Consider the following 24,052-nt stretch of genomic DNA (forward strand, 5'->3'; position numbering starts at 1 on the left):
ACATGAGCAACCCGTTCGAGAACCCCGAAGGCCTCTACTCCGTCCTCGTCAACGACGAGGGCCAGTACAGCCTGTGGCCCGACTTCGTGGACGTACCGGCCGGCTGGAAGGCCGTCCACGGTCCGGCGGCCCGCCAGGAATGCCTGGACCACGTCGAGGCCAACTGGACGGACATGCGCCCCAAGAGCCTGGTCGACGGCTCCTGACAGGGCACGACGAAGCGGAGAGGGGCGCGCCCGCCGGGCCCGCCCCTCTCCGCGTTCCTCCCGCCGCTCGCTCAGGAGGCGGGCTGCGCCACCTTCGTCGCGGGCTTGCCGTCCACCGCCGCGGCGAGCTGCGGCACCAGGCGGTCCAGCACGTAGGGGATGCTCAGCACGGTCGACAGGGACACCGCGTTGCCGTAGTCGCTGGTCTCCTTGATGAAGACCTCCCGGCCCTGCCTCACCACGTTCAGGTCGGCGTAGATCCGGTCATTGTGCAGCTTGGTCACCGCGCCCGTCAGGTCCGGCACGATCCACACGGCCACCTTCTGGTCGAGCAGGTCGAGGCGCTCCTTGCTGATGTTGGCGCCGAACTCGTCCCCGATCACCTTGTCGAGGTCCTTCGGCAGCCCGAAGCCGAGGTCGGACAGGAGACGGGAGCGCGGGTCCTGGCTGCCGAAGACGAACGTGCCCTCGTAGGGCGTCGCCATCACCGACGTGGCCCCGGCGAACTCCGGATGCGCCTTCTTCGCCGCGGCGAACTTCGCCTCCACCCCCGACACCAGCTGCTCGGCCTGGCCGGGCTTGCCGAGCGCCTTGCCGATCTCCTCGGTCTGCTGCTGCCACGGCACGCCGAAGTCGTTGTACTGCTTGGGCTGGGCCACCACCGGCGCGAACTTCGACAGGCTCTCGTACTGGGCCTTGGTGAGCCCCGAGTAGACGGCGAGGATCAGATCCGGCTTGAGCGCGGCGATCTTCTCCACCTGCGGGCCGGTGCCGCTGTCCTTGAGCACGGTCGGCGCCGCCGCGCCGCCGAGCCTGTCCTTCGCCCACGGCCCGATCGCGCCCGGGTAGCCGCCCACCCACTCGGTCGTGCCGACGGGCACCTTCCCGAGGGCGAGGACGGCGTCCTGGTCGGTGAGCCCGACGGTCACGATCCGCCGGGGCTCGGACTTGACCGTCGTACTGCCGAACTTGTGGTCGATCGTAACGGGGAACGCGCCGGCGGACGCCGACGAGCCCGAGGAACCGGAGGAGGACGAGTCGCTGTCGGAGCGCGAGGAGCCGCAGGCGACCGCCGTGGCCGTCAGCAGCAGTACGGAGGCGAACAGGCCGGTGAGCCTGGAGACTCTGGTGGCGCGGGGCATCGGTTGATCCTTCGGTTCGTGTCGACGGTGCGGGTGGGCCGGCTCGGAGGGGGCGGCTCAGTGAGCGGCCGGGGAACCGCCGGCGGCGGGCTCGGCGGGTGCAGGGAGTTCAGTGAGTCCGGTGCGGTCAGTGAGTCCGGTGGGGGAGGCGGAGCGGTTGTCCGACCAGGCGCGCCACAGAGCGGCGTAGCGGCCCCGGGCGGCGAGGAGTTCGTCGTGCGTGCCCTGCTCGACCACCCGGCCGCCGTCCAGCACGACCACCCGGTCGGCCGCGGCGGCCTGGCTCAGCCGGTGGGCCACGACCAGGGCCGTACGGCCGCGCAGCGCCCGCTCGGCGGCCTCGTCCAGCAGCCGGGCGCCCGAACTGCCCGCCTCCGCGGTCGCCTCGTCGAGCACGACGACCGGCGGATCGGCCAACAGCACGCGTGCGAGAGCGAGTTGCTGCGCGCGGTCGGCGGTCAGCCGGTGGCCGCCGTCGCCCACGACCGTGTCCAGACCGTCCGGCAGCTGCTCCGCCCAGCCGAGCGCGCCCACCGCGGCCAGCGCCTCCCGCAGTTCGTCGTCGCCCGCGTCCGGGCGGGCCAGCCGCAGGTCGTCGGCGAGCGGTCCGGCGAAGACGTGCACCTCCTGGGTGACCAGGCCCACCAGGCGGCCGGAGCCGTCGGGTTCCGTGCCGCCGACGTCGACGCGTCCGGCCGTCGGGCGGTGCAGTCCCGCCACCAGTTTGGCCAGGGTCGTCTTGCCGGCGCCGGTGGTGCCGACCAGCGCCACGCGCTCCTTGGGCCGCACCTGGAGATCGACGCCGTCCAGGACCGGACGGCCGGGCGCGTACGCGTGCGAGACGCCGGTGAGCGTCACCGCGGGCGCGCCCGGCACGGCGGCCGCGCGGTCCCCGGCGCCGTCGCCGGGCGAGGGCGCGGGCTCGTCCACCACGCCGACCAGCCGGGCCAGCCCCGCCGTCGCCGACTGGGCGTCGTCGAGCAGGACGAGCGCGGTGTTGACCGGTCCGAAGAGGCTGTGGAAGTACAGGGCGGCGGCGGTCGCGGTGCCGATCGAGGCGGAGCCGGACCGCACCAGCCAGTACCCGGTGACCAGGACGGCGGTCAGGCCCACGTATTCGGCGATGTGCAGTCTGCTGTAGAAGCGCAGCACCAGCCGCACCCCGCGCATCGTCAGCTCCACCGCCGCCCGCGAACGCTCGGTGACCTGCCGGGTGTGGCCCTCCTGGAGCCGGTGGGCCCGCACGGTGCGCGCCCCGCCGATGGTGTCGAGCAGTTGCTGCTGCTGGGCGCCGGCGGCGATCCGCTCCTTGGCGTACAGGGGGACGGCGTTGCGGACGTACCAGCGGGCGGTGTGCGCCTGCACGGGTACGGCGGCCAGCGCGGCCAGCAGGAACCGCCAGTCCAGCAGCGCGAGGGCGCCCAGCGTCAGCACGATCGACAGCCCCGAGCGGGCCAGTTCGGGCAGTGCGCCGCGCACGGCGTCGGCGACGCGGGACACATCGCGGGTGACCCGGGCGTTCAGGTCGCCCGAGCCGGCCCGCTCCAGCCGCTCCAGGGGCAGCGACAGGGCGCGGGCCACGAACAGTTCGCGCAGCCGGGCCAGGGCGGTCTCGCCGAGCCGGGACACCAGGGACATGCCCAGCGCGGTCGTCAGGCCCTGCACCAGGGCCACCCCGGCGAGCGCGAGGACCGGCCAGGTGAGCGCGTCGGGGGAACGGTGCTCGGCGACGGCGTCCACGATGTGGCCGAGCAGCGGCTGGGTGAGCAGCCCGACGGCCGTGGCCAGCATCATCGTGCCGAAGCCGGCGACCGCCAGGGCGCGGTGCGGGCGCAGCAGTTCGCGCACCGCGGCCCGGGTGCGGGCGGGCGTGGCCATGGGCAGCAGGGCGCGTTCGGAGCCGTTCGGCGCGGCGGTCACGCTCATGCCAGCACCGCCGTGCGGTAGGTCGCGTGCGTACGGGCCAGCTCGCCGTGGGTGCCCTCGGCGCCGACCCGGCCGCCGTCCAGGAACACGACCCGGTCGGTGACGGCGAGCAGCGCGGGGCTGTTGGTCACCACGACCGTCGTACGGCCCTGTCTGATCTCCCTGAGGCCCTGGGCGATCCGGGCCTCGGTGACCGCGTCCACGGCCGTCGTCGGATCGTGGACGACCAGGACGGGCGGTTCGGCGCGCAGCGCCCGGGCGAGCAGGACGCGCTGGCGCTGCCCGCCGGACAGCGACCGCCCGCCTTCGCCCACCTGCGTGGCCGCGCCGTGCGGCAGCGAGCGGGCGACCTCGTCGGCATCGGCGGCCGCCATGGCGCGTGCGGTCCGCGGGTCCGGCCCGCCGTCCGCCGTCCCCTGCGCGGGCCTCACGTTCGCGGCCAAGGAGCCTTCGAACAGGGCGGCGTCGTGCGCGGCGACCAGCACCGCGGCCCGCAGCTCGGCCGGCGCCAGCCGGGTCAGCGGCACACCGTCCAGCTCGACCGACCCGGACTCCGGGTCCACCTCCCGGCCCAGGCACCCGAGCAGCGCCTCGGCGCAGGCGGGATCGGTCACGGCGATCCCGGTCAGCCGCCCGGCGGGCACGTCGAGGTCCACGCCGTCCAGCCCGCCGATCCGGACCCCGCGCAGCCGCAACTCCCCGCGCACACCGGCCGGCACCGGCTCGTCGCCGCCGACGACGGCGGGCCCGGCGGCGAGCACCCGGGCGATCCGGGCGGCGGAGGCGCGGCCCTGCGCCAGGTCGGCGTTGACCCAGGCGAACGTCTCCAACGGGCCCAGCAGGAACAGCGCGAGACCCACCGCCGTCACCAACTGCCCCAGGGACAGCGAGCCTTCCAGTGCCAGCCGTCCGCCCACCCAGGCGATCAGCGCGATGAAGACGCCGGTGAGGGCCAGGACGAGCCCGGTCTGCCACGACTCGGCCCGCGCCGCGCGCAGGGTGGCGGCCAGGGACACCCTGCTGGTACGGCGGTAGCGCTCCACCGCCGCCTGCTGGGCGCCGAGCCCCTTGAGCACCCGCAGCCCGGCCACCAGGTCGGCCGCGACACCCGCGGCGCCCGCCGCGCGGTCCTGCTCGGCCTCGCTGCGCCGCTCCAGCGGCTTGCTCAGCAGATGCCCGAGCCACAGCAGTACGGGAGTGCCGACCAGCACGATCAGACCGAGCGGCACGGACGTCAGCAGCAGTACCACGGCGCTCACGGCGAGGCCCGCGACGGCCCAGACGCCGCTCATCAGCGCCATGTTGACCGCGCCGACGCGTTTGGCGTCCTCGGTGGCGACATTGGCCAGCTCGCCGGCGAGCCGGTCGTCCTCGGCTCCGCCCCTGGGGTCCAGGACGCGGCGCACGAGCGCCAGCCGCAGCGTGTGGGCGGCTTCCTCGGCGCCGCGCTCGCCGATCCGCGCGCCCAGCCGGAAGCTCCACGAGAGGCACACGTACAGGACGGCCAGGACGGCCAGCCAGAGCGCCAGGCGCCCGGCGTCCCGCCCGGCCACCGCCTGATCGACGACGACGCCGATCAGCACGGGTACCAGCGCCTCCCCGAGCTGGTGCACACAGCCGAGCACCGCGCCCACGGCGACGCGCCGTCCTTGTCCCCTGACCGAGCGCGTCAGGACGTCCCGCCCCGACAGTTCCCCAGATCCCACCGGCCACCCTCCGGAAACGGTCAACTTAGGGAAGGCTAGTCTAAGTAGACGCGGGGACGTCAATCCCCGGCACGCTTTCCCCGAGCCCCCACCGACGCCGAACGCCGCCCGCTCCCGAGCCCCGCTCCCAGCCGCTGTGCCGGCCGACCGCCCGGTTCTCGGCCAATACGCCGGACGGCGGTTCGGTTCCCGTCCACCACGCCGGCCGGCCTTCCGCCTCATCCCAGGCCACCGGGCTCGCCAGCCACCCGCCCCGGCCGGAACGGTTCCGCCCCGCGGCGGCCCACCGGCTCCCGGACCGTCGGCGACCGTACGACGACATGTCCCACCGCGCGACACCGTGTCCCGCCGGGCCCGGCCAGCCACGAAGGCCCCAGCCCAGGCGGCCGAGGAGGCACCCCACCCAGCCGGCCGGAGCGCGCACCCCACCCGCCCGCCCGCGGAGCGCACCCCACCCGGTTGGCTGTCCGGCCGCGCGGCGCCGCCCGCGCGAGGTTAGGTTGCTGCTCGGCATGTGTACGGATCCGGCTGCCCTGTCCGATCGGTACCTTCCCCCACAGATGCGGCGGGTGAGTGTATGGGCGTGCTCCGCGACCACCCGGAACTCGCGCTGTTCCTGTGCCTCGCCGTCGGCTACCTCCTCGGCAAGCTGCGCGTCGGCCCGATCACCCTGGGCGGCATCTGCGGCACACTGATCGTGTCCCTGCTCCTGGGCGCCTGGGCGAAGGTGACCGTCTCGGACGACGTGAAGACCGTCTTTTTCGCGATCTTCATCTTCGCCCTCGGCTACCTGGCGGGGCCGCAGTTCTTCGCTCACCTCAACCGCCGCAGCCTGCGCTTCTTCTGCCTCTGCCTGATCGAGCTGGTGTGCGTGCTGGGCATCGCGTTCGGGCTGGCCGCAGCCTTCGACCTGGACGTGGGCACCGCCTCCGGCATCCTGGCCGGGGCCGCCACCGAGTCCGCCGTCGTCGGCACCGCGACCGAGTCGATCGCCAAGCTCGGCGGACTGACCCCGGCGCAGGTGAGCCAGTACCAGGGCCATGTGGCCACCGCCTACACCGTCTGCTACCTGTTCGGCCTGATCACCATCGTGATCTACACCAGTCAGCTCATGCCGATGCTGATGCGGATCAATCTCGCCGACGCCTCCCGCGACCTGTGGGAGCGGATGCGCGGCGGCGGTGGGGGACTGGAGGCGGACGAGCGGGAGGCGCTGCCCGTACTGGTCGGCCGCACCTTCTTCGTCACCCACGCCGACGGCCGCACCGTCGAGTCCCTGGAGCGGCAGCTCGACGGCCTCGTCACCGTGGAGTCGGTCAAACGCGGCAGCAAGGTCGTCCCCGCGCCCCCGCCCGGCTTCGAGCTGACCCTGTCCGACCTCGTCCTGCTGGTCGGCCGGCGCGCCGACATGATCGAGGCGGGCCGTGTCACCGGCCCGGAGACCGCGGGCCTGCCCGATCTGGACACCCACCTGGCCACCGGCCAGGTCGCCGTCACCGAGAAGGCCACCGACGGCCGCACCCTGGGCGAACTGCGGCGCGACCACCCGGAGTTCTCCCGCGACGGCGTCTACGTCACCGAGGTGGTGCGCGGCGACCTGCGCCTGCCCGCCTCCGCCGACACCGCCGTGCATCGAGGCGACGTACTGACCCTGGTCGGCGCCCGCGCCGGGCTGAGCCGGGTCACGGCGAAACTCGGCGCCGTCGTCAAGAACGACACCACCGACTTCGTCTACATCGGCCTCGGCATCGCGGCCGGCTCGCTGCTCGGCCAGGTCGTCGTCCGCTTCGGCGCGGTCCCGCTGTCGCTGGGCACCGGCGGCGGCTGCCTCGTCTCCGGCCTGCTCTTCGGCTGGTTCCGCTCCCGCCGCCAGACCTTCGGCGCCTTCCCGCCGCAGGCCGCGACCACGCTGAAGGACATGGGTCTCGCCGTCTTCATCGCCTGCACCGGACTCACCTCCGGACCGCAGGCGCTGCCGCTGCTGAAGCAGTACGGCGCGCTGCTGCCGATCGCGGGAATCGCCATGGTGCTCGTGCCCGCGACCGTCTCGCTGATCATCGGCCGCAAGCTGCTGAACATCGAGAAACCCCTGCTGATCGGCGCCATCGCGGGCCAGCAGTGCTCCACCCCGGCCATCACCTCCATCACCCAGGTCGCCCGCAGCTCCGTCCCCATGCTCGGCTACACCATCACCTACACCCTCTCCAACTTCCTGCTCCCGCTGACCGGCCCGCTCCTGGTCGGCGTCCTCGGAGCCTGACGCCGGCCGGCGCGCCCGCGCCCGCACACCTGGAGGCCCCATGACCGAGGCGAGCCTGTCCCGCGAGCAGATCCAGGCCTACGCGCGGCTCTCCCCGTTCGAGCTGAAGAACCTGTTCATCTCCCTGGCCGAGCACGCCCAGCGGGAGCGGCCCGGCCAGCAGGACAAGTCGCAGGTCCAGATGCTCAACGCCGGCCGCGGCAACCCCAACTGGGTGGCGACCGGGCCGCGCGAGGCATTCCACGCCCTCGGGTGTTTCGCCCTCGCCGAGTCCAAGCGGGTGTGGACGGCCGACAACCTCGGCGGCATGCCCGAGAAACACCGCGCCGGGGACCGCTTCGACGCCTTCGTCGCCCAGCACCCGGGTATGCCCGGCATCGGACTCCTCGCCACCTGCGTGTCCTACGCCCTGGAGCGCTTCGGCTTCGACAAGGACTCCTTCGTCCACGAACTGGCCGACTCCGTCACGGCCGACAACTACCCGGTCCCCGACCGCATGCTGCCGCACGCCGAGGAGATCGTCCGCGCCTACCTGGCCGACGAACTGTTCGCGGGCGACCCGCCGCCCGGCGACCGCCTGAGCCTGTTCGCCACCGAGGGCGGCACCGCCGCCATGTGCTACGTCTTCGACTCCCTGGCGAAGAACGGACTGCTGCACCGGGGCGACCGCATCGCCCTGATGGTGCCGGTCTTCACCCCGTACATCGAGATCCCCGAACTCGACACCTACGGCTTCGACGTCACCTACGTCGAGGCGAGCAGGTTCGCCGAGGCGGGCGTACGCGAGTGGCGCTACCCGCCCGAGGAGGTCGCCAAGCTGGAGGATCCCGCCATCAAGCTGGTGTGCCTCGTCAACCCGTCCAACCCGCCCTCCCTCGCCCTCAGCGACCGCGTCACCCGGCAGATCAAGGACATCGTCCGGACCAGGAACCCCCGCCTGATCGTCGTCACCGACGACGTCTACGGCACCTTTGTGGAGGGCTTCCGCTCCCTGGCCGCCGAACTGCCGCGCAACACCCTGCTGGTGTACTCCTACTCCAAGCACTTCGGCGCCACCGGCTGGCGGCTCGGTGTGATCGGGCTGCACGACGACAACGTCGTCGACGACATGATCGCCGCTCTGCCCCAGGCGGAGAAGGACCGCCTGGACCGGCGCTACGGCACCCTGACGCTGGAACCGGCGAAAATGCGGTTCATCGACCGCATGGTCGCCGACTCCCGCCAGGTGGCGCTCAACCACACCGCCGGCCTGTCCCTGCCCCAGCAGGTCATGATGGTGCTGTTCTCCCTCTTCGGCCTGCTGGAGGAGGGCCGGGAGTACAAGCACCGCGTCCGCGGCATCGTCCGCCGGCGCCTCGCCCTGCTCCTCGAAGGCGCCCGCATGAAGATCGCGCACGATCCCGGACGCGCGAGCTACTACGTCGAACTCGACCTGCTCGCCGAGGCCGAACGCGAACACGGCCCCGACTTCGCGCACTTCCTCACCACCGCCTACGAGCCCATCGACCCGCTGCTGCGCCTGGCCGAGAAGACCGGCGTCGTCCTCCTGAACGGCGGTGGTTTCGACGGCCCCGAATGGTCGGTGCGCGTCTCCCTCGCCAACCTCGACGACCTCGACTACCTGCGGATCGGCCACCACCTGCGGCACATCTTCGACAGCTACGTCACCGAATGGCGCCGGAGCGGGCCGGACACGACGGGAACGTGACACGGCCCTTCGGGAGACCATGCCGCGACGTGACGATGCCGCGGCGTCGGCGGTCCGCCGCCCGCGCGGTGGTCAGGGCCGCTGATGACCGAAGCGCACCCCCTCCCAGGGCACCGTGCCGGGCAGGGAGTCCGGGCTGCGCTGGGCGCGCGTGCGCACGGCCGCCGCCTCGATCGCGGGCTGGGCGCCCTCCACCCGCGCCAGCCACCCGGCCAGTTCCCCGCGCAGTTCGTCGGCGACGCGGCGGTAGGCGTCCAGCCCGATCAGGTTGTCCAGCTCGTACGGGTCGGCGTCGAGGTCGTACAGCTCCGTCTCCCGGTAGCGGTCCGCGGCCGGCTCCCGCCACGGGTCCGCGTCCGGGCGGGCGGCCGTCACCGCGTACTTCCAGCGCGCGGTGCGCACCGCGCGGCCGATGTGGTCCTCGCTGATCTGGACGAACACCGACGCCGCGCGCCCCGGATCACGGCCGCCGCCGAGCAGCGGCAGCAGGGACCGGCCGTGCACGCCCTCCGGCACGGTGAGGCCGGCGGCGTCGACCAGCGTCGGCATCAGGTCGAGCGTGCTCACCGGCCGCCGTATCAGACCGCCCCCGCGGAAGGCGGCGCCCGTCAGCGCGAACGGGACGCGTACGGAGGCCTCGTGCGCCGAGCGCTTGTACTCGCCGTTGCGGGTGCGGAAGTGCGACCCGTGGTCGGCCGTCCAGGCCAGCACGGTGTCGTCCTCGACACCCAGGCCGCGCAGCGCGTCGCGCAGCCGGCCCACCCCCTCGTCCACCCGTTTGATCTGCCCCAGATAGCCGCCGAGGTGGCGGTGCGGGCCGCCGTGCGGCGCGCCCGGCGCGAGCGCGGCGAGATCGGGAGGCGTCCAGCGGCCCTCGTAGCGCTCCCGGTAGCCGCGGGGCGCCGGGTAGTCGTCCGCGGGGTTCTGGTGGTGGGGTTCGAGCAGGGAGAGGAAGAGCAGGAACGGCCGGTCGTGGTGGTCGGCGACGAACCGGATCGCCGCGTCGATCAGGGCGTCCGAGCGGTAGCCCGGCAGCCGCACCGCCTCGCCCGCCTCGTCGTGCACCACGGTGCGGTAGGCGTCCGAGGTGAACTCCAGCCGGTCGGAGGCGAGCCACGTGCGGTAGCCGCCGCGCCGCTCGCGGGGCACCGGCCCGTCGGGGCCGTCCTCGCCCGCCAGGTGCCACTTGCCGATGTAGCCCGTCGCGTACCCGGCGGCGGCGAACACGTCGGCGAGCGTGGGGATGCCGGCGGGCAGCGGCAGCCCGTTGCGGAACACCCCGGTGGCGGTGGGGTACCGGCCCGTCTGCAGGGCGGCGCGGGCCGGCGCGCACACCGGGTTGGGGGTGATCGCGTGCTCGACGAGCGTGCCCTCGCGGGCCAGCCGGTCGAACTCCGGGGTCACCCCCGCCCGGTTGCCGTGCACCCCCGCGGTGTCCCAGCGCTGCTGGTCGGTGAGGACCACGATCACCTGGGGCCTGCGGGCGGCGGTCATACGGCGGCGGCCTCCCGCGTCGAGGCGCCCGACGCGGGGCCGAACGACGGCTCGGGCACCGACTCGGGGGCGAGCAGCACGGAGGGCCGCCCGTCGACGCCCACCGGAACGTCCCCGTCGATGGTGACCCGGCGCAGCTTGCGGTCGTGGTCGTCGGAGTCGTCCACACCGTAGTGCTGGGTGGCGCGGTTGTCCCAGATGGCGACGTCGCCGACCTGCCACTGCCAGCGGAAGGTGTTCTCCGGCCGCTCGATGTGCGACTGGAGGAGCTGGACCAGGGTGCGGGAGTCGGACGCGGTCAGCCCGGCGATGCGCTGGACGAAGCCGCCCAGCAGCAGGACCCGCTCACCGGTCTCCGGGTGGACGCGCACGACGGGGTGCTCGGTGAGGAACTTCGTCGAGGCGAACACCTCCCGGTAGCGCACCAGTTGCTCGGGCAGCGCGCCGGGGCGCAGGGCCGCGTAGTCGTAGTCGTTGGAGTGCACGGCGCGCAGTTCGTCGGCCAGCCGGCGCAGCGGCGCGGGCAGGTTGGCGTAGGCGGTGGCGGTGTTGGCCCACAGGGTGTTTCCGCCGTAGGGCGGGATGACGGAGGCGCGCAGGATCGAGAACGCCGGATAGGCGGGGACGAAGGTGACGTCGGTGTGCCACTGGTTGGCGCGGCCGCCCTGGTCGGAGTCGATGGGCAGGGAGTAACGGCCGTCGGCCGAGGGGACGGTGGGGTGGGCGACCGGGGTGCCGAGCAGCCGGCCGAACGCCTCGTGCCGGTCCTCGTCCAGGTGGTCCTGGCCGCGGAAGAACACCACCTTGTGGGCGAGCAGGGCGGCGCGTATCGCGGCGACGGTCTCCGGGGCGAGATCGCCGCCGAGGCGGACGCCGGAGACGAGCGCGCCGAGGCGGCCGCCGAGCTTGGTCACGGTGAGGGTGGCGGGCGAGGGGGCGGTGGTGGACACGGGGGAGTCCTTTCGGTGGGTCTCCGTACGGCTCAGTACGCCGGAGAGGCGGGCCGGGAGAGGGCGGGCGGGGAGGCCGGCCGGCGGGGTTGCTTCCGGAGCGGAAGAAACCAGGGCGCGGGTGTGCGTCGTGGTGCGCGGACCGTCACGAACAGGAAGGCCGGGAAAGGCCGGTGCGGGCGGACGTGCCCCCGCGGTCCTGCGGGTCAGGCGTCGGCGGCGGCCGGGCAGCGGGTCGTACAGAGTGCCGGCACGGTGTTCCGTGCCGCCGCGCCGGGCCGCGGCCCGGAAGCGGCCGTGGCGAACATGTCTGTGGACATTGGCAGCCGCCGTGCGGTCCGTCAAGGACGGCCATGCTGCCCGGCCGGCGCCCGGCGGTGGTTCAATCTGCGCCTGGGCACACCCCGGCGCTCCCCTCGCGTACCCGCTGTGAACAGCGCGAACGTGGACGGAGAGCGGGCGTGTGACCGGCAGCGGACCGGCGCGTGAGCCGCGTCCGGGAATTCATGTCCCCGCAATGTCGAAGGAGGCGTCGATGACGTCCGCCCCCCACACGTCGCGGATGGTCGGTGACGGCCGGCGCGACGCCAACGCCGCCCTGGTGCTGCGGACCGTCCTCGACCACGGCCCCGTCGCCCGCAGCGCCGTCGCCCGGCTCTCCGGACTGAGCCCGGCCGCCGTGTCGCGGCAGGCCACCGACCTCTCGGCGCTGGGCCTGCTGCGCGAGCTGCCCCAGCTCGCCGAGGGCGGGGGAGTGGGCCGCCCGCAGATCCCGGTGGACCTCGACCTCGGCGCGGTCGCCGGTCCCGTGGCCGGCGGAGTGCACCTCGGCGTGCCCGCCTCGACGCTGGGCCTGGTCGATCTGCGCGGAAGGGTGCTGGCCCGGCGGCTCGTCCGGCACGACGGACTGGCCCGCGACCGCCTGCCGGCCCTCGTCACCGCCGAGCTGCGCGCCTTCCTCGCCGAACACGTGGCGGGCAGACCCCTGTTGGGGGTGGGTGCGGCCCTCGGCGGCTGGATCGATCCGGGGACCGGCACGGTGGTCCGGCACGACGCGCTCGGCTGGCGGCGACGGCCGCTCGCCGCCGAACTCACCGACGCGCTCGGCGGCCTGCCGGTGCGGATCGACAACCACGCGCGCGCCGTCGCCCAGTCGGAGATCCTCTTCGGCCGGAGCGCCGCCCGGCGGAGCCTGGTCCACCTCTTCGTGGGCAACGTCGTGGACGCCGCCGTGGGGGTGGCGGGCGTGGTGCACCAGGGGCCCGGCTCGGCGGCCGGCGACGTCGCCCACCTGCCCGTACCCGACTCCACCGCGCCCTGCCCGTGCGGCCGTTCGGGCTGCCTGGAGGCGACCGCCTCCAACACGGCCGTCGCGGCGACCGCGGTACGCCGCGGCATCGTGCCGGAGGCCGACGTCTTCCTGGTCGTGGACGCGGCCGCCGCGGGCGACCGCCGCGCCGACCGGCTGCTGCGCGAGCGGGCCCGTGCGGTGGGCCGGGCGGTGGCCCTGCTGCTCGATGTCCTCAACCCGGACCTGGTGGTCGTCACCGAGCACGCCAGCGTCCTGGACGCGGGCTATCTGGAGGAGATCCGGGGCGCGGCGATCGACCTGTCACACGTCTGCGACGACCCCGAACGCATCGTCAGTCCGCATGCCGGACCGGCCACCCTCCCCGTCGCGGCCGGCACCGTGCTGCTGAACCCCCTGTTCAGAGCGCCTTTGCAGACCATGCGGGAGATCCGCGACGGCGGCCGGGAGGGCTGATCCGATCTCATTCCCCGGACGCTGTCGTTGACCAGCGCACGACATCACTGTCATATTGGCGCCGTGAATCCGGACAAGCGCCTCGTCTCCCGCAGGCACGTCGACCTGTGTCGACAGGCCAGCGCGGTCTGTGCCGTCCGCCTCTGATCACCGCGGTCGGGCCCGGGCGCTGCCCGCCGGCTGACGCCCCGGCGCGCCCCTCTCCGTTCCCTCCGGCTCCCCTGACTCCCGCGGGATCGCCGGTTCCTCCTCCGGTACACGCCTTCGTCCGGTGACACCCGTCGGCTGACGCCTCGGGGCACCGAGACGCGGGCTCGATTCCTCGCGCCATTGCTCTCGCAGCGGAACGAATCCGCCGCCGGCCGGCGCGCGGGTGCTCACCGGCGCCCCTTCCCTCTCCGATCTGTCACAGGCAGGCATTTGATGACCGAGTTGTACCCTTCCATGCCCGGGCGGCTCTCCCGGCGCAGCGCCCTCAGGTCCGCCGGCGGCGGCGCCCTGCTCCTCGGGTTCGGGCTGGCGGGCTGCCGCTCGGCCGTCTCCGAGACCGGCTCCGCCGGGCAGGAGGGCCCCGCCGGGCCACGGCGCGGCGGCACCGTGAGCGTCGCGATCAACAGCGACTTCACCCCGAGCCTGCTGTTCGCGCAGAGCAGCCAGTCCTACCAGCACCGGCTGATCTACAACACGCTGACCCGCTACGACGACCGGCTCACCCCCCACCCCGAACTGGCCACCTCCTGGGACTACGCCGCGGACGGCCGCAGCATCACCCTGCGTCTGCGGTCGGACGTGACCTTCCACGACGGCCGCCCGTTCACGGCGGACGACGTCATCTTCGCCGTGAAGAACCTCCAGAACCCCGCCCGCGCCGCCCAGTTGCGCTCGACGGCGGCCGTGATCACCGGATTCGACAAGCGCGGCGACCACGAGCTGGTCCTCAGACTGGCCCACCGCGTCAACAACCTGTTCGACCTCTTCGAATTCATGATCATCACCGACCGGAACTCCGTCGAGGAAGCCCTCAAGGGAACCAGGCTCAACGGCACCGGACCCTTCAAACTCACCAAGTGGAGCCCCGGTTCGGGACTGAGCTTCGTACGCAACGACGCCTACTGGCTCAAGGACCGCCCCTACCTCGACGCCGTCGAGTTCCGCGTCGTCTCCCAGGCCGACGCCCTCGTCTCCTCGCTGCGCACCGGCCAGTCCCAGCTGTCCTTCCAGGTGCCCGGCCGCAACCTCGCCGTCCTCAAGGACCACCCCGACCTGACCATCACCCCCTACGACACGGGCGCCGGAGCCACCTACCTCGGCGTCAACACCACGATCGCCCCGCTCAACGACAGGACGGTCCGCCAGGCCCTCGCCTACGCCGTCGACCGCGACCGCCTGCTCGCCCAGTCGCTCGGCGGCTACGGCCTCGCCTCCGCGGCGCCCTGGCCGAAGTCCTCGCCCGCCTTCACCGAGACCGGCCGCACCCACTACACCCACGACCCCGCCAAGGCGCGGCAGTTGCTCAAATCCGCCGGTCACACCCGGCTCGACCTCCCGCTGCTGCACCTCGCCCTGCCCGGGGACACCGCCGTCGCCGAGTCCCTCCAGTACGACCTCAAGCAGGCCGGCGTCCACGTCACCCTCCAGCCCACCGACCCGGCCACCGCGCAGAAGAACCTCATCTCCCAGAAGATGCCGGCCCTGTGGACCATGAGCCACGGCTTCGCCCAGGTCCAGCCCTCCACCCTGGCCGTCAGCGCCTACCCCTTCAACGAGGCCAGGAACACCTCGAAGTTCCACTCCGCCGAGTACACCCGGGTCGTCCAGCAGGCGTGGACCAGCCCGGCCACCGGCGCCGCCGCGGGCCGGCTGCGCCAGGAGATCTCCGACATCCTGCTGGACGAGGCGTTCATCATCGACCTCGTGATCCGCGGCAACGTCCAGATCGCCGCGAGGAGACTGCACGGGGTCACCCTGAACAAGTTCTCCTACCTCGACCTCGACCACGCCTACCTGGCGGGCTGACATGCGCGGCCACTTCCTGCGGCGGCTGCCCTCCGCCCTCCTCATCCTCTTCGTCGCCTCCCTGGTGATCTTCGCCGTGCTCAGGCTGGTGCCCGGCGACCCCGCCACCTCCCTGGCCGGACCGGACGCCGGCCCCGAGACCGTCGCCGCCATCCGCGAACGCCTCGGCCTGGACGACTCGTTGCCCTCCCAGTACCTGCACTGGATCGGCGGCCTGCTCACCGGCGACCTCGGACCCTCCTACGCCATCGGCGGCCAGAGCGCCGACCTCATCTCCGACGGCCTCGGCGCCACCGTCGAACTCACCGCGGCCGCCCTGCTGTTCGTGATCGCCCTCGGCACCGCCTTCGGCGTGCTCGGCGCCACCGCGCGCCGCGGCTGGGTGCGCGCCGCGGTCCGCGCCCTGACCACCGGCGCGCTCGCCGTCCCGCCGTTCGTGACCGGAGTCCTGCTCGTCCTGCTGTTCGCGGTGCTGCTGAAGGTCCTGCCGCCCGGCGGACACGTCTCCCTGCTCACCGCCCCCGACCTCGCCGTGCAGTACCTGCTGCTGCCCGCCCTCTGCCTCGCCCTGCCCAGCGCCGCCGTCCTCGGCCGCTACCTCAAGGACGGCATCGAACGCGCCCTGGCCGAGGACTACGTCCGCACGGCCACCGCGGCCGGCGTCCACCCCCGCCGGCTGCTGTGGCGCCACGCCCTGCCCAACGCGCTGCCGCCGGCCGTCACCCTGCTCGGCATGCAGACCGGCCACCTGCTGGGCGGCGCCGTGCTCGTCGAGGCCATCTTCGCCTGGCCCGGCCTCGGCCAGCTCGCCGAACAGGCCCTCACCCGCCGGGACTACCCGGTCGTACAGGACCTGCTCCTGCTGCTCGTCACCGTCTTCGTCGTCGTCCAGCTGATCACCGACCTCGTCTACGCCTGGCTCGACCCCCGGATCAGGTGGGAGTGACCCCATGACCGCCACCGCACCCCTCCCGGCCACCGGGAAACGCCCCCGCACCGCGCCGCGCCACCCCTACCGGGCCGCCCTCGCCTCCGCCCGCGGCCGCACCGGACTCGTCCTGGTCGCCCTCGTCGTGCTCGCCGGGCTGCTCGCCCCGCTGCTCGCCGGCCACAGCCCCACCGACCAGTCCAGCCAGTCCCTGGCCCCCCTCGGCACACCCGGCCACCCGCTGGGCACCGACGACCTGGGCCGCGACCTGCTCGCCCGGCTGCTCTACGGCACCCGCGCCGACCTCGGCATCATCGCCCTGTCGGTGCCCCTCGGAGCCCTCCTCGGCTGCCTGTTCGCCCTGCTCGCCGCCGTCCACCCGGTCCTGGACACCGCCGTACAAAGGCTGTTCGACCTCATCCTCGCCTTCCCCGGGCTGATCCTCGCCCTCGCCGTCACCGCCATCCTCGGCCCCGGCCGGCTGCCCGTCGTCCTGGTGATCGCGCTCGCCGAGATACCCGCCTTCGGCCGGCTGCTGCGCGGCGGCATCCTGGTCGAGCGGGAACGCGAGTACGCCACCGCCGCGCGCGTCGGCGGCTCCTCCCGCACCCGCGTCCTGACCCGGCACATCCTGCCCAACGCCGCCGACCCGCTCGTCGTGCAGATCGCCGTCTCGCTGACCGTGGCCGTCTTCGTCGAGGGCGCGATGAGCTTCCTCGGCGTCGGCGTCCGGCCCCCGCAGCCCACCCTCGGCTCCGTACTGAGCCAGTCCGTCCCCTACCTGTCCGACGCGCCGCACTTCGCCGCCGGCCCCCTGATCACCGTGACCGCGCTCGTCCTCGGCCTGTCCCTGATCGCCGAGGCACTGAACCGGGAGATACGCCGATGACCGCCAGCGAGCTGCTCGAAGTACGCGGCCTGGACGTGGAGTTCACCGCCCCCGACGGCGCCGCCGTACGCGCCGTGCGCGACGTGTCCTTCACCCTGCGCCGCGGCGAGACCCTCGCCGTGGTCGGCGAGTCCGGCTCCGGCAAGTCCACCACCGCCCTCGCCCTGGCGCGGATGCTGCCGGGCACCGGACGCATCCGCGCCGGCCAGGTCCTGCTCGACGGACAGGACCTGGCCACCGCCGGCCCGCAGGAACTGCGCCAGGTCCGCGGCGCCCGCATCGGCATGGTCTTCCAGGACCCCATGACCGCCCTCAACCCCGTGCTCACCGCCGGCGCCCACCTGGACGAGGCACTGCGCGCCCACGGCCGCGGCCGCGACAAGGCGGCCCGCCGCGCCCGCGCCGCCGAACTCCTCGACCTCGTCGGCATCCCCGGCGCCGGGGCCCGGCTCGACGACCACCCGCACCAGTTCTCCGGCGGCCAGCGCCAGCGCATCCTCATCGCCATGGCCCTCGCCGGCGAACCGGACGTCCTGGTCGCCGACGAGCCGACCACCGCCCTCGACGCCACCGTCCAGGACCAGATCCTCACCCTGCTCGGCGACCTCAACCGCCGCACCGGCACCGCCCTGCTCCTGATCACCCACGACATGGGCGTCGTCGCCCGCTCCTGCGCACGCGTCCTGGTGATGTACGGCGGCACCGTCGTGGAGGACGGACCCACCGCCGAGGTCCTCACCCGCCCGCGGCACCCCTACACCGCCGGACTGCTCGCCGCCGTGCCCCGCCTCTCCGCCCCCTCCGGCACCCGGCTCACCGGCATCCCCGGCGCCCCGCCCGACCTCGCCCGGCTCACCGAAGGCTGCGCCTTCGCCGCCCGCTGCGCCCTCGCCGAGGACCGCTGCCGCACCGCCACCCCGCCCCTGGCGCCGACACCGGCCGCCCCCGGCGAGGAGAGCGGCACGGTACGCGCCGCCTGCTGGCCCGCCGCCGAACGCCGCGAACCGCTGCCCGCCGCACCCCCGCCCGTCCCCATCGACCGGCCCCGCCCCGGAGCCGTCGTCCTGACCGCCGAGAAACTCGGCAAGACCTACCGCGGCCGCGGCAGACGCGGGCGCACCGTCACCGCGCTCGACGGCGTCTCCCTCACCCTGGCCGCCGGCGAGACCCTCGGCATCGTCGGCGAGTCCGGCTCCGGCAAGTCCACCCTCGCCCGCGTCCTCGCCCACGCACACCCCAGCGACTCCGGCACCCTGCGGCTGGGCGGCCGGGACGTCACCCGTCCCGCACGGCGCGAGCTGCACACCGTCCGGCGCAGCGTCCAGATGGTCTTCCAGGACCCGTACGCCTCCCTCAACCCCCGCATGACCGCGGGGGAGATCATCGCCGAACCGCTGCACGCCTTCGGCATCGGCGACCGCGCCGGCCGCGCCCGCCGGGTCGAGGAACTGCTGCTGCTCGTCGGCCTCGAACCGGGCGCCGCCCACCGCCGCCCACGCTCCTTCTCCGGCGGCCAGCGCCAGCGCATCGGCATCGCCCGCGCCCTCGCCCCCGAACCCTCCGTCCTCGTCTGCGACGAGCCGGTCTCCGCGCTCGACGTCTCCGTCCAGGCACAGATCGTCGGCCTGCTCACCGACCTCCAGCGCGACCTCGGCCTGGCCCTGATCTTCATCGCCCACGACCTCGCCGTGGTACGGCAGGTCAGCCACCGCATCGCCGTCATGCACCGGGGCCGCATCGTGGAGACGGGCACCGCCGACGAGGTGTGCGAGAACCCCGCCGACCCCTACACCCGAGCCCTGCTGGCCGCCGCACCCGAACCCGTCCCCGCGGCACACCTCCCGCGGCCCCGGAACACGCAGGTGCCGGCATGAGCGCCTGCTGCACCCCCGGCCGCCCTTGCACCGCGGCCGGCCCCGCGTCCGCGACCCTCGCGTCCGCCACCGGCCTGCTCCCGCTGCCCCGGGTGCGCCCGGCCGCCCCGGAGGCCCACCCCGCCATGGTGGAGCTGCCCGGCGGCGCCTTCCGCATGGGCGACGCCTTCGGCGAGGGCTACCACGCCGACCGCGAGGGCCCGGTGCGCGAGGTGACCGTCGCCCCGTTCGCCATCGACGCCACCGCCGTGACCAACGCCCGCTACGCCGCCTTCGTCGCCGCCACCGGCCACCGCACCGACGCCGAACGCTTCGGCTCCTCCTACGTCTTCCACCTCCTGCTGCACCCCGCCGCCCGGCGCCACGTACAGGGCCGCGTCGCACAGGCGCCCTGGTGGCTCGGCGTCAGCGGCGCGTCCTGGCGCGCCCCCGAGGGCCCCGGCTCCGACCTCGACGGCCGCGCCGACCACCCGGTGGTGCACGTCTCCCACAACGACGCCCTGGCCTACTGCGCCTGGGCCGGACTGCGGCTGCCCACCGAGGCGGAGTGGGAGTACGCCGCCCGCGGCGGCCTGGACGGCGCCCGCTACCCGTGGGGCGACGACTTCACCCCGGACGGCCGGGAGATGTGCAACACCTGGCTCGGCCGCTTCCCGCACCGCTCCGACCGCCCCGGCGGCCGCACCGGCACCCTGCCCGTCACCGCCTACGAACCCAACGGCTTCGGCCTCCACAACACCTCCGGAAACGTGTGGGAATGGGCCGCCGACCCCTACGGCCCCGGCGAGTACGTCATCCGCGGCGGCTCCTACCTGTGCCACGCCTCCTACTGCAACCGCTACCGCGTCGCCGCCCGCTCCCACAACACACCCGACTCCTCCACCGGCCACGGCGGCTTCCGCTGCGCCCGCGACCCGAGGACACCCGCACCGGAAGGACGTACCGCACCGTGAAGGCCGTCATGGTGATGTTCGACAGCCTCAACCGGCACATGCTGCCGCCCTACGGCGCACCCGAATGGGTCCACGCCCCGAACTTCGCCCGCCTCGCCGCCCGCACCGTCACCTACGACACCTGCTACGCCGGCTCGCTGCCCTGCATGCCCGCCCGCCGCGAACTGCACACCGGACGGCACAACTTCCTGCACCGCGGCTGGGGCCCGCTGGAGCCCTTCGACGACTCGATGCCCGAACTGCTCAAACAGCACGGCGTCCACACCCACCTGGTCAGCGACCACCAGCACTACTGGGAGGACGGCGGCGCCACCTACCACGGCCGCTACAACACCTGGGAGTTCTTCCGCGGCCAGGAGGGCGACCCCTGGAAGGGCCAGGTCGCGGACCCGGCGCCGCCCGAGGACCTGCGCGCCGGGCGGGGCGAGCTGTGGCGCCAGGACTGGATCAACCGGCAGTACCTCGACACCGAGGACAAGCAGCCGCAGACCCTCACCTTCGACGCCGGCCTGGACTTCCTGCGCGTCAACCACGCCGAGGACGGCTGGTTCCTCCAGATCGAGACGTTCGACCCGCACGAACCCTTCTTCGCCCAGGCCCACTACAAGGCCCTCTACCCGCACGACTACGACGGCCCGCACTTCGACTGGCCCGACTACAACCGGGTCACCGAGTCCGACGCACAGGTCGCACACGCCCGCTACGAGTACGCGGCACTGCTGTCCATGTGCGACCACTCCCTGGGCCGCGTATTGGACGCCATGGACGCCCACGGCCTGTGGGACGACACCCTGCTGATCGTCTGCACCGACCACGGCTTCCTGCTCGGCGAGAAGGGCTGGTGGGCCAAGGTGGTCCAGCCCTGGTACGAGGAACTGGTGCACACCCCGCTGTTCGTGCACGACCCGCGCCGCCCGGAGCGCGACGACGCGCTCGTGCAGACCATCGACCTCGCCCCCACCCTGCTGGAGTTCTTCGGCGCCGAGTGCACACCCGACATGCGGGGCCGCCCGCTGGGCGAGACACCCGGCACCGCCCCGGAGCGCACCTCGGCCCTCTTCGGCATGTTCGGCGGCCACGTGAACATCACCGACGGCCGCCACGTCTACCTGCGCGCCTGCCACGACGACACCAACCAGCCCCTGTACGAACACACCCTGATGCCCACCCGGATGCGCGGCCTGTTCACCCCGCGCGAGCTGGCTGCGGCGACCCTGGCCGAACCCTTCTCCTTCACCAAGGGCGCGCCGACCCTGCGCGTGCCCGCCCCCGCCCCCGCCCTCCTCGGACCGCAGCGCTTCGGCACCCTCCTGTTCGACCTCGCCGCCGACCCGCACCAGGAGAATCCGATCGTCGACGACGCGACCGAACTGCGCATGATCCGGCTGCTGGTCGAGCAGTTGCGCGCCAACGACGCCCCCGACGACCAGTACACGCGCCTCGGCCTGCCCCGCGACCCGCACGACGTCCACGAGGGCCACCTGCTCGTCGCCGCCCAGCGCGAGCGCGCCGACGCCGCCCGCCGGCCGGCCGCCCGCGCCGACGAGTTCCCCGAGGGCGCCCTGAACCTGCGCACTCCGCTCGCCCGGCTGCTCGCCGACCCACGGGCCGCCGACGCCGTGCGCCGCATCGTGCCCGGACTGCTCGACAGCGAACTGCTCACCCTGCGCGGCGGCGGCTCCCTGCTGCACCTCGCCGCCTTCACCGGACAGCCCGACCGCGCCCGACTGACCGAACTGGCCCACGAGCTGGCCCGCATCTTCCCGGCGCCGCACACCCCCGACCCCACCCGAGCCACCGCACAGGACGCGGAGATCCCCGCATGAGCGACAGCACCCGACGCGACCCCTACGCGGGCTTCCCCGGCCGCATCGGCCGCACCTTCGCCGAGTCGGAGCCCGCCTGGCCCGCGCCCGCCCGCACCGGCAAGGCCCCCAACATCGTCGTCGTCCTCGTCGACGACATGGGCTACAGCGACATCGGCCCCTTCGGCGCCGAGATCCCCACCCCCGTCCTCGACCGGCTCGCCGAGGACGGCGTCCGCCTGACCAACTACCACACCATGCCGCTGTGCTCGCCGGCCCGCGCCGCGCTGCTCACCGGCCTCAACCCGCACCGCGTCGGCTACGCCATGGTCGCCAACTCCGACCCGGGCTTCCCCGGTTACGGCATGGAGATCGCCGACGACATCCCCACCCTCGCCGAACTCCTGCACGACGCCGGCTACGCCACCTACGCCGTCGGCAAATGGCACCTGGTGCGCGACTCCGCCTCCAACGCCGCCGACGACCGCGCCAACTGGCCCCTGCAGAAGGGCTTCGACCAGTACTACGGCGTCCTGGAAGGACTCACCAGCCTCTTCCACCCGCACCAGCTCGTCCGCGACAACAGCCCGCTCGACATCGACGAGTTCCCCGACGACTACTACTACACCGACGACCTCACCGACCAGGCCGTCAACATGGTCACGTCGCTGCGCGCCCACGACCCCGACAAACCCTTCTTCCTCTACCTCGCCCACAACGCCGTCCACGGCCCCCTCCAGGCCAGGGCCGAGGACATCGAACGCCACCGCGGACGCTACGACGCTGGCTGGGACGCGCTGCGCGAGACCCGCTTCGCCGCCCAGCGGGCCGCGGGCCTCTTCCCGCCCGGCACGGAGCTGCCCGCCCGCAACAGCGAGGCCGGACTCGACGTGCCCGCCTGGGACAGCCTGACCGAGGAGCAACAGCGTCTCTACGCCCGCTACATGGAGGTGTACGCGGCTTTGGTCGACAACATCGACCAGAACCTCGGCCGGCTCACCGACACCCTCCGGGAACTCGGCGAACTCGACGACACCATCATCGTCTTCACCTCCGACAACGGCGGCACCGGCGAGGGCGGCGCCGAGGGCACCCGCTCCTACTTCAGCCGCTTCGTCCACCACCCGCGCCTGCCCGGCGACTGGGACCCGGACGTCGAGCGCGCACACGACCTCATCGGCGGCCCCCGCAGCCTCGTGCACTACCCGCGCGGCTGGGGCATGGCCTCCAACACACCCTTCCGCCTCTACAAGGGCCACACCTACGCCGGCGGCGTACGCGTCCCCTTCGTCCTGTCCTGGCCCGAGGGCGCCCGCGAGGGACGGCTCACCCCCGGCCTGCGCACCCAGTACCAGTACGTCACCGACATCGCGCCCACCCTCCTCGAACTCGCGGGCCTGCGCCGCCCCGACGCCCGGCGCGGCGTCACCCTCCAGGAACCCGACGGCGCCAGCTTCGCCCCCGTCCTCGCCGACACCGACCACCCCTCCACCCACGGCGAGCAGTACTGCGAGATGAGCGGCAACCGCAGCTACTACCGCGACGGCCGCAAACTCGTCACCCTCCACCGGCCGGGCACACCCTACGACGACGCGGAATGGGCGCTGTACGACATCCGCGCCGACCCCACCGAGATCCACGACCTGGCCGCCGAACACCCCGATCTCGTCAAGGAGCTGTCCGAGGCGTGGGAGCGGGCGGCCTGGCGCAACGGCGTCTTCCCGCTGCCGGACGGCAGCGGCGCGCTGGCCCGCCGCAACCCCGCCGAACAGCGGCTCGCCCGGCCGCTGACCCTGCTGCCCGGCACCCCGGAACTGGAGCGCTACCGCTCCTCCCGCCTGGTCTCCCTGCGCTCCTTCGACATCGAGGTGCTGGTCGAGGAGACCGGGGAGGGCGTGCTGGTCTCGCACGGCGACCAGGGCGGCGGCTACAACCTGCACGTCGAGGACGGCCGGCTGCGCCTGGCCTACAACGAGTACGGCGTGCTGCACGAGACCGACGCCGGCCCCCTCGGCCCGGACGCGCACCGGATCGTCCTGGCCGCCACCGCCGAGGAGGGCCTGCGCTGGCGGTTCACGATCAGCGTCGACGGAATCGAGCGGGCGGTGTCCGACAGCGTCCACCAACTGATCGGCATGGCGCCCTTCCAGGGCATCAGCGTCGGCATCGACCGCAAGTCACCTGTCTCCTGGCCCCTGTACGAGCGCCACCGCGTCTTCCGCTTCACCGGGCGGCTGCGTTCGGTGACCTACCGCCCGGGCCCTCCCGGCCCCGACGCGCCCGAAGCGGTCGCCACGGCTCTGCGGGAGGCGGCGGCCGCCTTCGAGTGACGGCGCACCCGGCCCGTAATCGGCTTGTCCGTGCGCGTCGCATCGCCCTAGGGTGGAGGACACTTCGATGAGACGTTCCCCCGGAACCACGCCGCAGAGC

Annotated in this window: 17 protein-coding genes; 12 read left to right on the forward strand and 5 right to left on the reverse strand. The window is 73.6% G+C overall.

Annotated features, from left to right (window positions below; all coding sequences use genetic code 11):
• Positions 1 to 2 precede the first annotated feature (2 nt).
• On the forward strand, positions 3 to 206 hold the full coding sequence (locus ABEB07_RS18010; protein WP_176147758.1) for an MbtH family protein: 204 nt from the start codon (positions 3 to 5) through the stop codon (positions 204 to 206).
• Positions 207 to 277: 71 nt separating this feature from the next.
• On the opposite strand, the gene ABEB07_RS18015 is transcribed toward ABEB07_RS18010, so the two are convergent.
• The 3 genes from ABEB07_RS18015 to ABEB07_RS18025 are packed head-to-tail and all read right to left on the reverse strand — an operon-like array spanning position 278 to position 4,965.
• Positions 278 to 1,348, reverse strand: coding sequence for an iron-siderophore ABC transporter substrate-binding protein (locus tag ABEB07_RS18015; protein WP_345669264.1), 1,071 nt, complete (start codon positions 1,346 to 1,348; stop codon positions 278 to 280).
• Between the two features lie 57 nt (positions 1,349 to 1,405).
• A complete protein-coding gene (locus ABEB07_RS18020; protein ID WP_345669265.1) occupies positions 1,406 to 3,274 on the reverse strand; it encodes an ABC transporter ATP-binding protein in 1,869 nt (622 codons plus the stop codon).
• Complete coding sequence (locus ABEB07_RS18025; RefSeq protein ID WP_425589035.1) at positions 3,271 to 4,965, reverse strand: ABC transporter ATP-binding protein; 1,695 nt, start codon at positions 4,963 to 4,965, stop codon at positions 3,271 to 3,273. The genes ABEB07_RS18020 and ABEB07_RS18025 overlap by 4 nt, the downstream gene beginning before the upstream one ends.
• A 592-nt stretch (positions 4,966 to 5,557) precedes the next feature.
• Between ABEB07_RS18025 and aspT the strand changes: the two genes are divergently transcribed.
• Together aspT and ABEB07_RS18035 are read left to right on the forward strand one after the other, a co-directional pair.
• Positions 5,558 to 7,240: an aspartate-alanine antiporter gene (gene aspT, locus ABEB07_RS18030; protein WP_345669267.1), complete on the forward strand. Its 1,683-nt coding sequence runs from the start codon at positions 5,558 to 5,560 to the stop codon at positions 7,238 to 7,240.
• Positions 7,241 to 7,280: 40 nt separating this feature from the next.
• Positions 7,281 to 8,948: a bifunctional aspartate transaminase/aspartate 4-decarboxylase gene (locus ABEB07_RS18035; RefSeq protein WP_345669268.1), complete on the forward strand. Its 1,668-nt coding sequence runs from the start codon at positions 7,281 to 7,283 to the stop codon at positions 8,946 to 8,948.
• A 72-nt stretch (positions 8,949 to 9,020) separates the two neighbouring features.
• On the opposite strand, the gene ABEB07_RS18040 is transcribed toward ABEB07_RS18035, so the two are convergent.
• Together ABEB07_RS18040 and ABEB07_RS18045 are read right to left on the reverse strand one after the other, a co-directional pair.
• Positions 9,021 to 10,442 carry a sulfatase-like hydrolase/transferase gene (locus tag ABEB07_RS18040; RefSeq protein WP_345669270.1) on the reverse strand — a complete coding sequence of 474 codons (1,422 nt, stop codon included), beginning with the start codon at positions 10,440 to 10,442 and terminating at the stop codon, positions 9,021 to 9,023.
• Positions 10,439 to 11,392 (reverse strand): TauD/TfdA dioxygenase family protein, encoded by a 954-nt coding sequence (locus tag ABEB07_RS18045; protein WP_176147753.1) that lies wholly within the window; start codon positions 11,390 to 11,392, stop codon positions 10,439 to 10,441. The genes ABEB07_RS18040 and ABEB07_RS18045 overlap by 4 nt, the downstream gene beginning before the upstream one ends.
• A gap of 535 nt (positions 11,393 to 11,927) precedes the next feature.
• On the opposite strand from ABEB07_RS18045, the gene ABEB07_RS18050 reads away from it, so the two are divergent.
• The 9 genes from ABEB07_RS18050 (at position 11,928) to ABEB07_RS18085 (ending at position 23,952) form a co-directional block, all read left to right on the forward strand.
• Positions 11,928 to 13,157 (forward strand): ROK family transcriptional regulator, encoded by a 1,230-nt coding sequence (locus tag ABEB07_RS18050; RefSeq protein WP_345669271.1) that lies wholly within the window; start codon positions 11,928 to 11,930, stop codon positions 13,155 to 13,157.
• A gap of 63 nt (positions 13,158 to 13,220) precedes the next feature.
• On the forward strand, positions 13,221 to 13,304 hold the full coding sequence (locus ABEB07_RS39215; protein ID WP_425589036.1) for a putative leader peptide: 84 nt from the start codon (positions 13,221 to 13,223) through the stop codon (positions 13,302 to 13,304).
• Between the two features lie 276 nt (positions 13,305 to 13,580).
• Entirely contained in the window at positions 13,581 to 15,173 is a 1,593-nt protein-coding gene (locus ABEB07_RS18055; RefSeq protein ID WP_345669272.1) for an ABC transporter substrate-binding protein, read from the forward strand.
• A 1-nt stretch (position 15,174) separates the two neighbouring features.
• A complete protein-coding gene (locus tag ABEB07_RS18060) occupies positions 15,175 to 16,119 on the forward strand; it encodes an ABC transporter permease (RefSeq protein WP_345669273.1) in 945 nt (314 codons plus the stop codon).
• A 4-nt stretch (positions 16,120 to 16,123) separates the two neighbouring features.
• Positions 16,124 to 16,990, forward strand: a complete 867-nt coding sequence (locus ABEB07_RS18065) for an ABC transporter permease (protein WP_345669274.1) — start codon at positions 16,124 to 16,126, stop codon at positions 16,988 to 16,990.
• Positions 16,987 to 18,864, forward strand: coding sequence for an ABC transporter ATP-binding protein (locus tag ABEB07_RS18070; RefSeq protein WP_345669275.1), 1,878 nt, complete (start codon positions 16,987 to 16,989; stop codon positions 18,862 to 18,864). The genes ABEB07_RS18065 and ABEB07_RS18070 overlap by 4 nt, the downstream gene beginning before the upstream one ends.
• On the forward strand, positions 18,861 to 19,817 hold the full coding sequence (locus tag ABEB07_RS18075) for a formylglycine-generating enzyme family protein (RefSeq protein ID WP_425589028.1): 957 nt from the start codon (positions 18,861 to 18,863) through the stop codon (positions 19,815 to 19,817). The genes ABEB07_RS18070 and ABEB07_RS18075 overlap by 4 nt, the downstream gene beginning before the upstream one ends.
• Positions 19,814 to 21,643 (forward strand): sulfatase-like hydrolase/transferase, encoded by a 1,830-nt coding sequence (locus ABEB07_RS18080; RefSeq protein ID WP_345669276.1) that lies wholly within the window; start codon positions 19,814 to 19,816, stop codon positions 21,641 to 21,643. The genes ABEB07_RS18075 and ABEB07_RS18080 overlap by 4 nt, the downstream gene beginning before the upstream one ends.
• Positions 21,640 to 23,952 carry an arylsulfatase gene (locus tag ABEB07_RS18085; protein ID WP_345669277.1) on the forward strand — a complete coding sequence of 771 codons (2,313 nt, stop codon included), beginning with the start codon at positions 21,640 to 21,642 and terminating at the stop codon, positions 23,950 to 23,952. Before ABEB07_RS18080 ends, ABEB07_RS18085 begins: the two co-directional genes overlap by 4 nt.
• Positions 23,953 to 24,052: the final 100 nt, after the last annotated feature.

This window comes from Streptomyces similanensis (assembly GCF_039543625.1).
Classification (GTDB): Bacteria; Actinomycetota; Actinomycetes; order Streptomycetales; family Streptomycetaceae; genus Streptomyces; species Streptomyces similanensis.

What these genes read in the sequence shown, in the direction of transcription:
- ABEB07_RS18010 (WP_176147758.1), top strand. Translation starts at nt 3, where the DNA reads ATGAGCAACCCGTTCGAGAACCCCGAAGGCCTCTACTCCGTCCTCGTC.
- ABEB07_RS18015 (WP_345669264.1), bottom strand. Translation starts at nt 1,348, where the DNA reads ATGCCCCGCGCCACCAGAGTCTCCAGGCTCACCGGCCTGTTCGCCTCC.
- ABEB07_RS18020 (WP_345669265.1), bottom strand. Translation starts at nt 3,274, where the DNA reads ATGAGCGTGACCGCCGCGCCGAACGGCTCCGAACGCGCCCTGCTGCCC.
- aspT (WP_345669267.1), top strand. Translation starts at nt 5,558, where the DNA reads ATGGGCGTGCTCCGCGACCACCCGGAACTCGCGCTGTTCCTGTGCCTC.
- ABEB07_RS18035 (WP_345669268.1), top strand. Translation starts at nt 7,281, where the DNA reads ATGACCGAGGCGAGCCTGTCCCGCGAGCAGATCCAGGCCTACGCGCGG.
- ABEB07_RS18040 (WP_345669270.1), bottom strand. Translation starts at nt 10,442, where the DNA reads ATGACCGCCGCCCGCAGGCCCCAGGTGATCGTGGTCCTCACCGACCAG.
- ABEB07_RS18050 (WP_345669271.1), top strand. Translation starts at nt 11,928, where the DNA reads ATGACGTCCGCCCCCCACACGTCGCGGATGGTCGGTGACGGCCGGCGC.
- ABEB07_RS18055 (WP_345669272.1), top strand. Translation starts at nt 13,581, where the DNA reads ATGACCGAGTTGTACCCTTCCATGCCCGGGCGGCTCTCCCGGCGCAGC.
- ABEB07_RS18060 (WP_345669273.1), top strand. Translation starts at nt 15,175, where the DNA reads ATGCGCGGCCACTTCCTGCGGCGGCTGCCCTCCGCCCTCCTCATCCTC.
- ABEB07_RS18065 (WP_345669274.1), top strand. Translation starts at nt 16,124, where the DNA reads ATGACCGCCACCGCACCCCTCCCGGCCACCGGGAAACGCCCCCGCACC.
- ABEB07_RS18070 (WP_345669275.1), top strand. Translation starts at nt 16,987, where the DNA reads ATGACCGCCAGCGAGCTGCTCGAAGTACGCGGCCTGGACGTGGAGTTC.
- ABEB07_RS18075 (WP_425589028.1), top strand. Translation starts at nt 18,861, where the DNA reads ATGAGCGCCTGCTGCACCCCCGGCCGCCCTTGCACCGCGGCCGGCCCC.
- ABEB07_RS18085 (WP_345669277.1), top strand. Translation starts at nt 21,640, where the DNA reads ATGAGCGACAGCACCCGACGCGACCCCTACGCGGGCTTCCCCGGCCGC.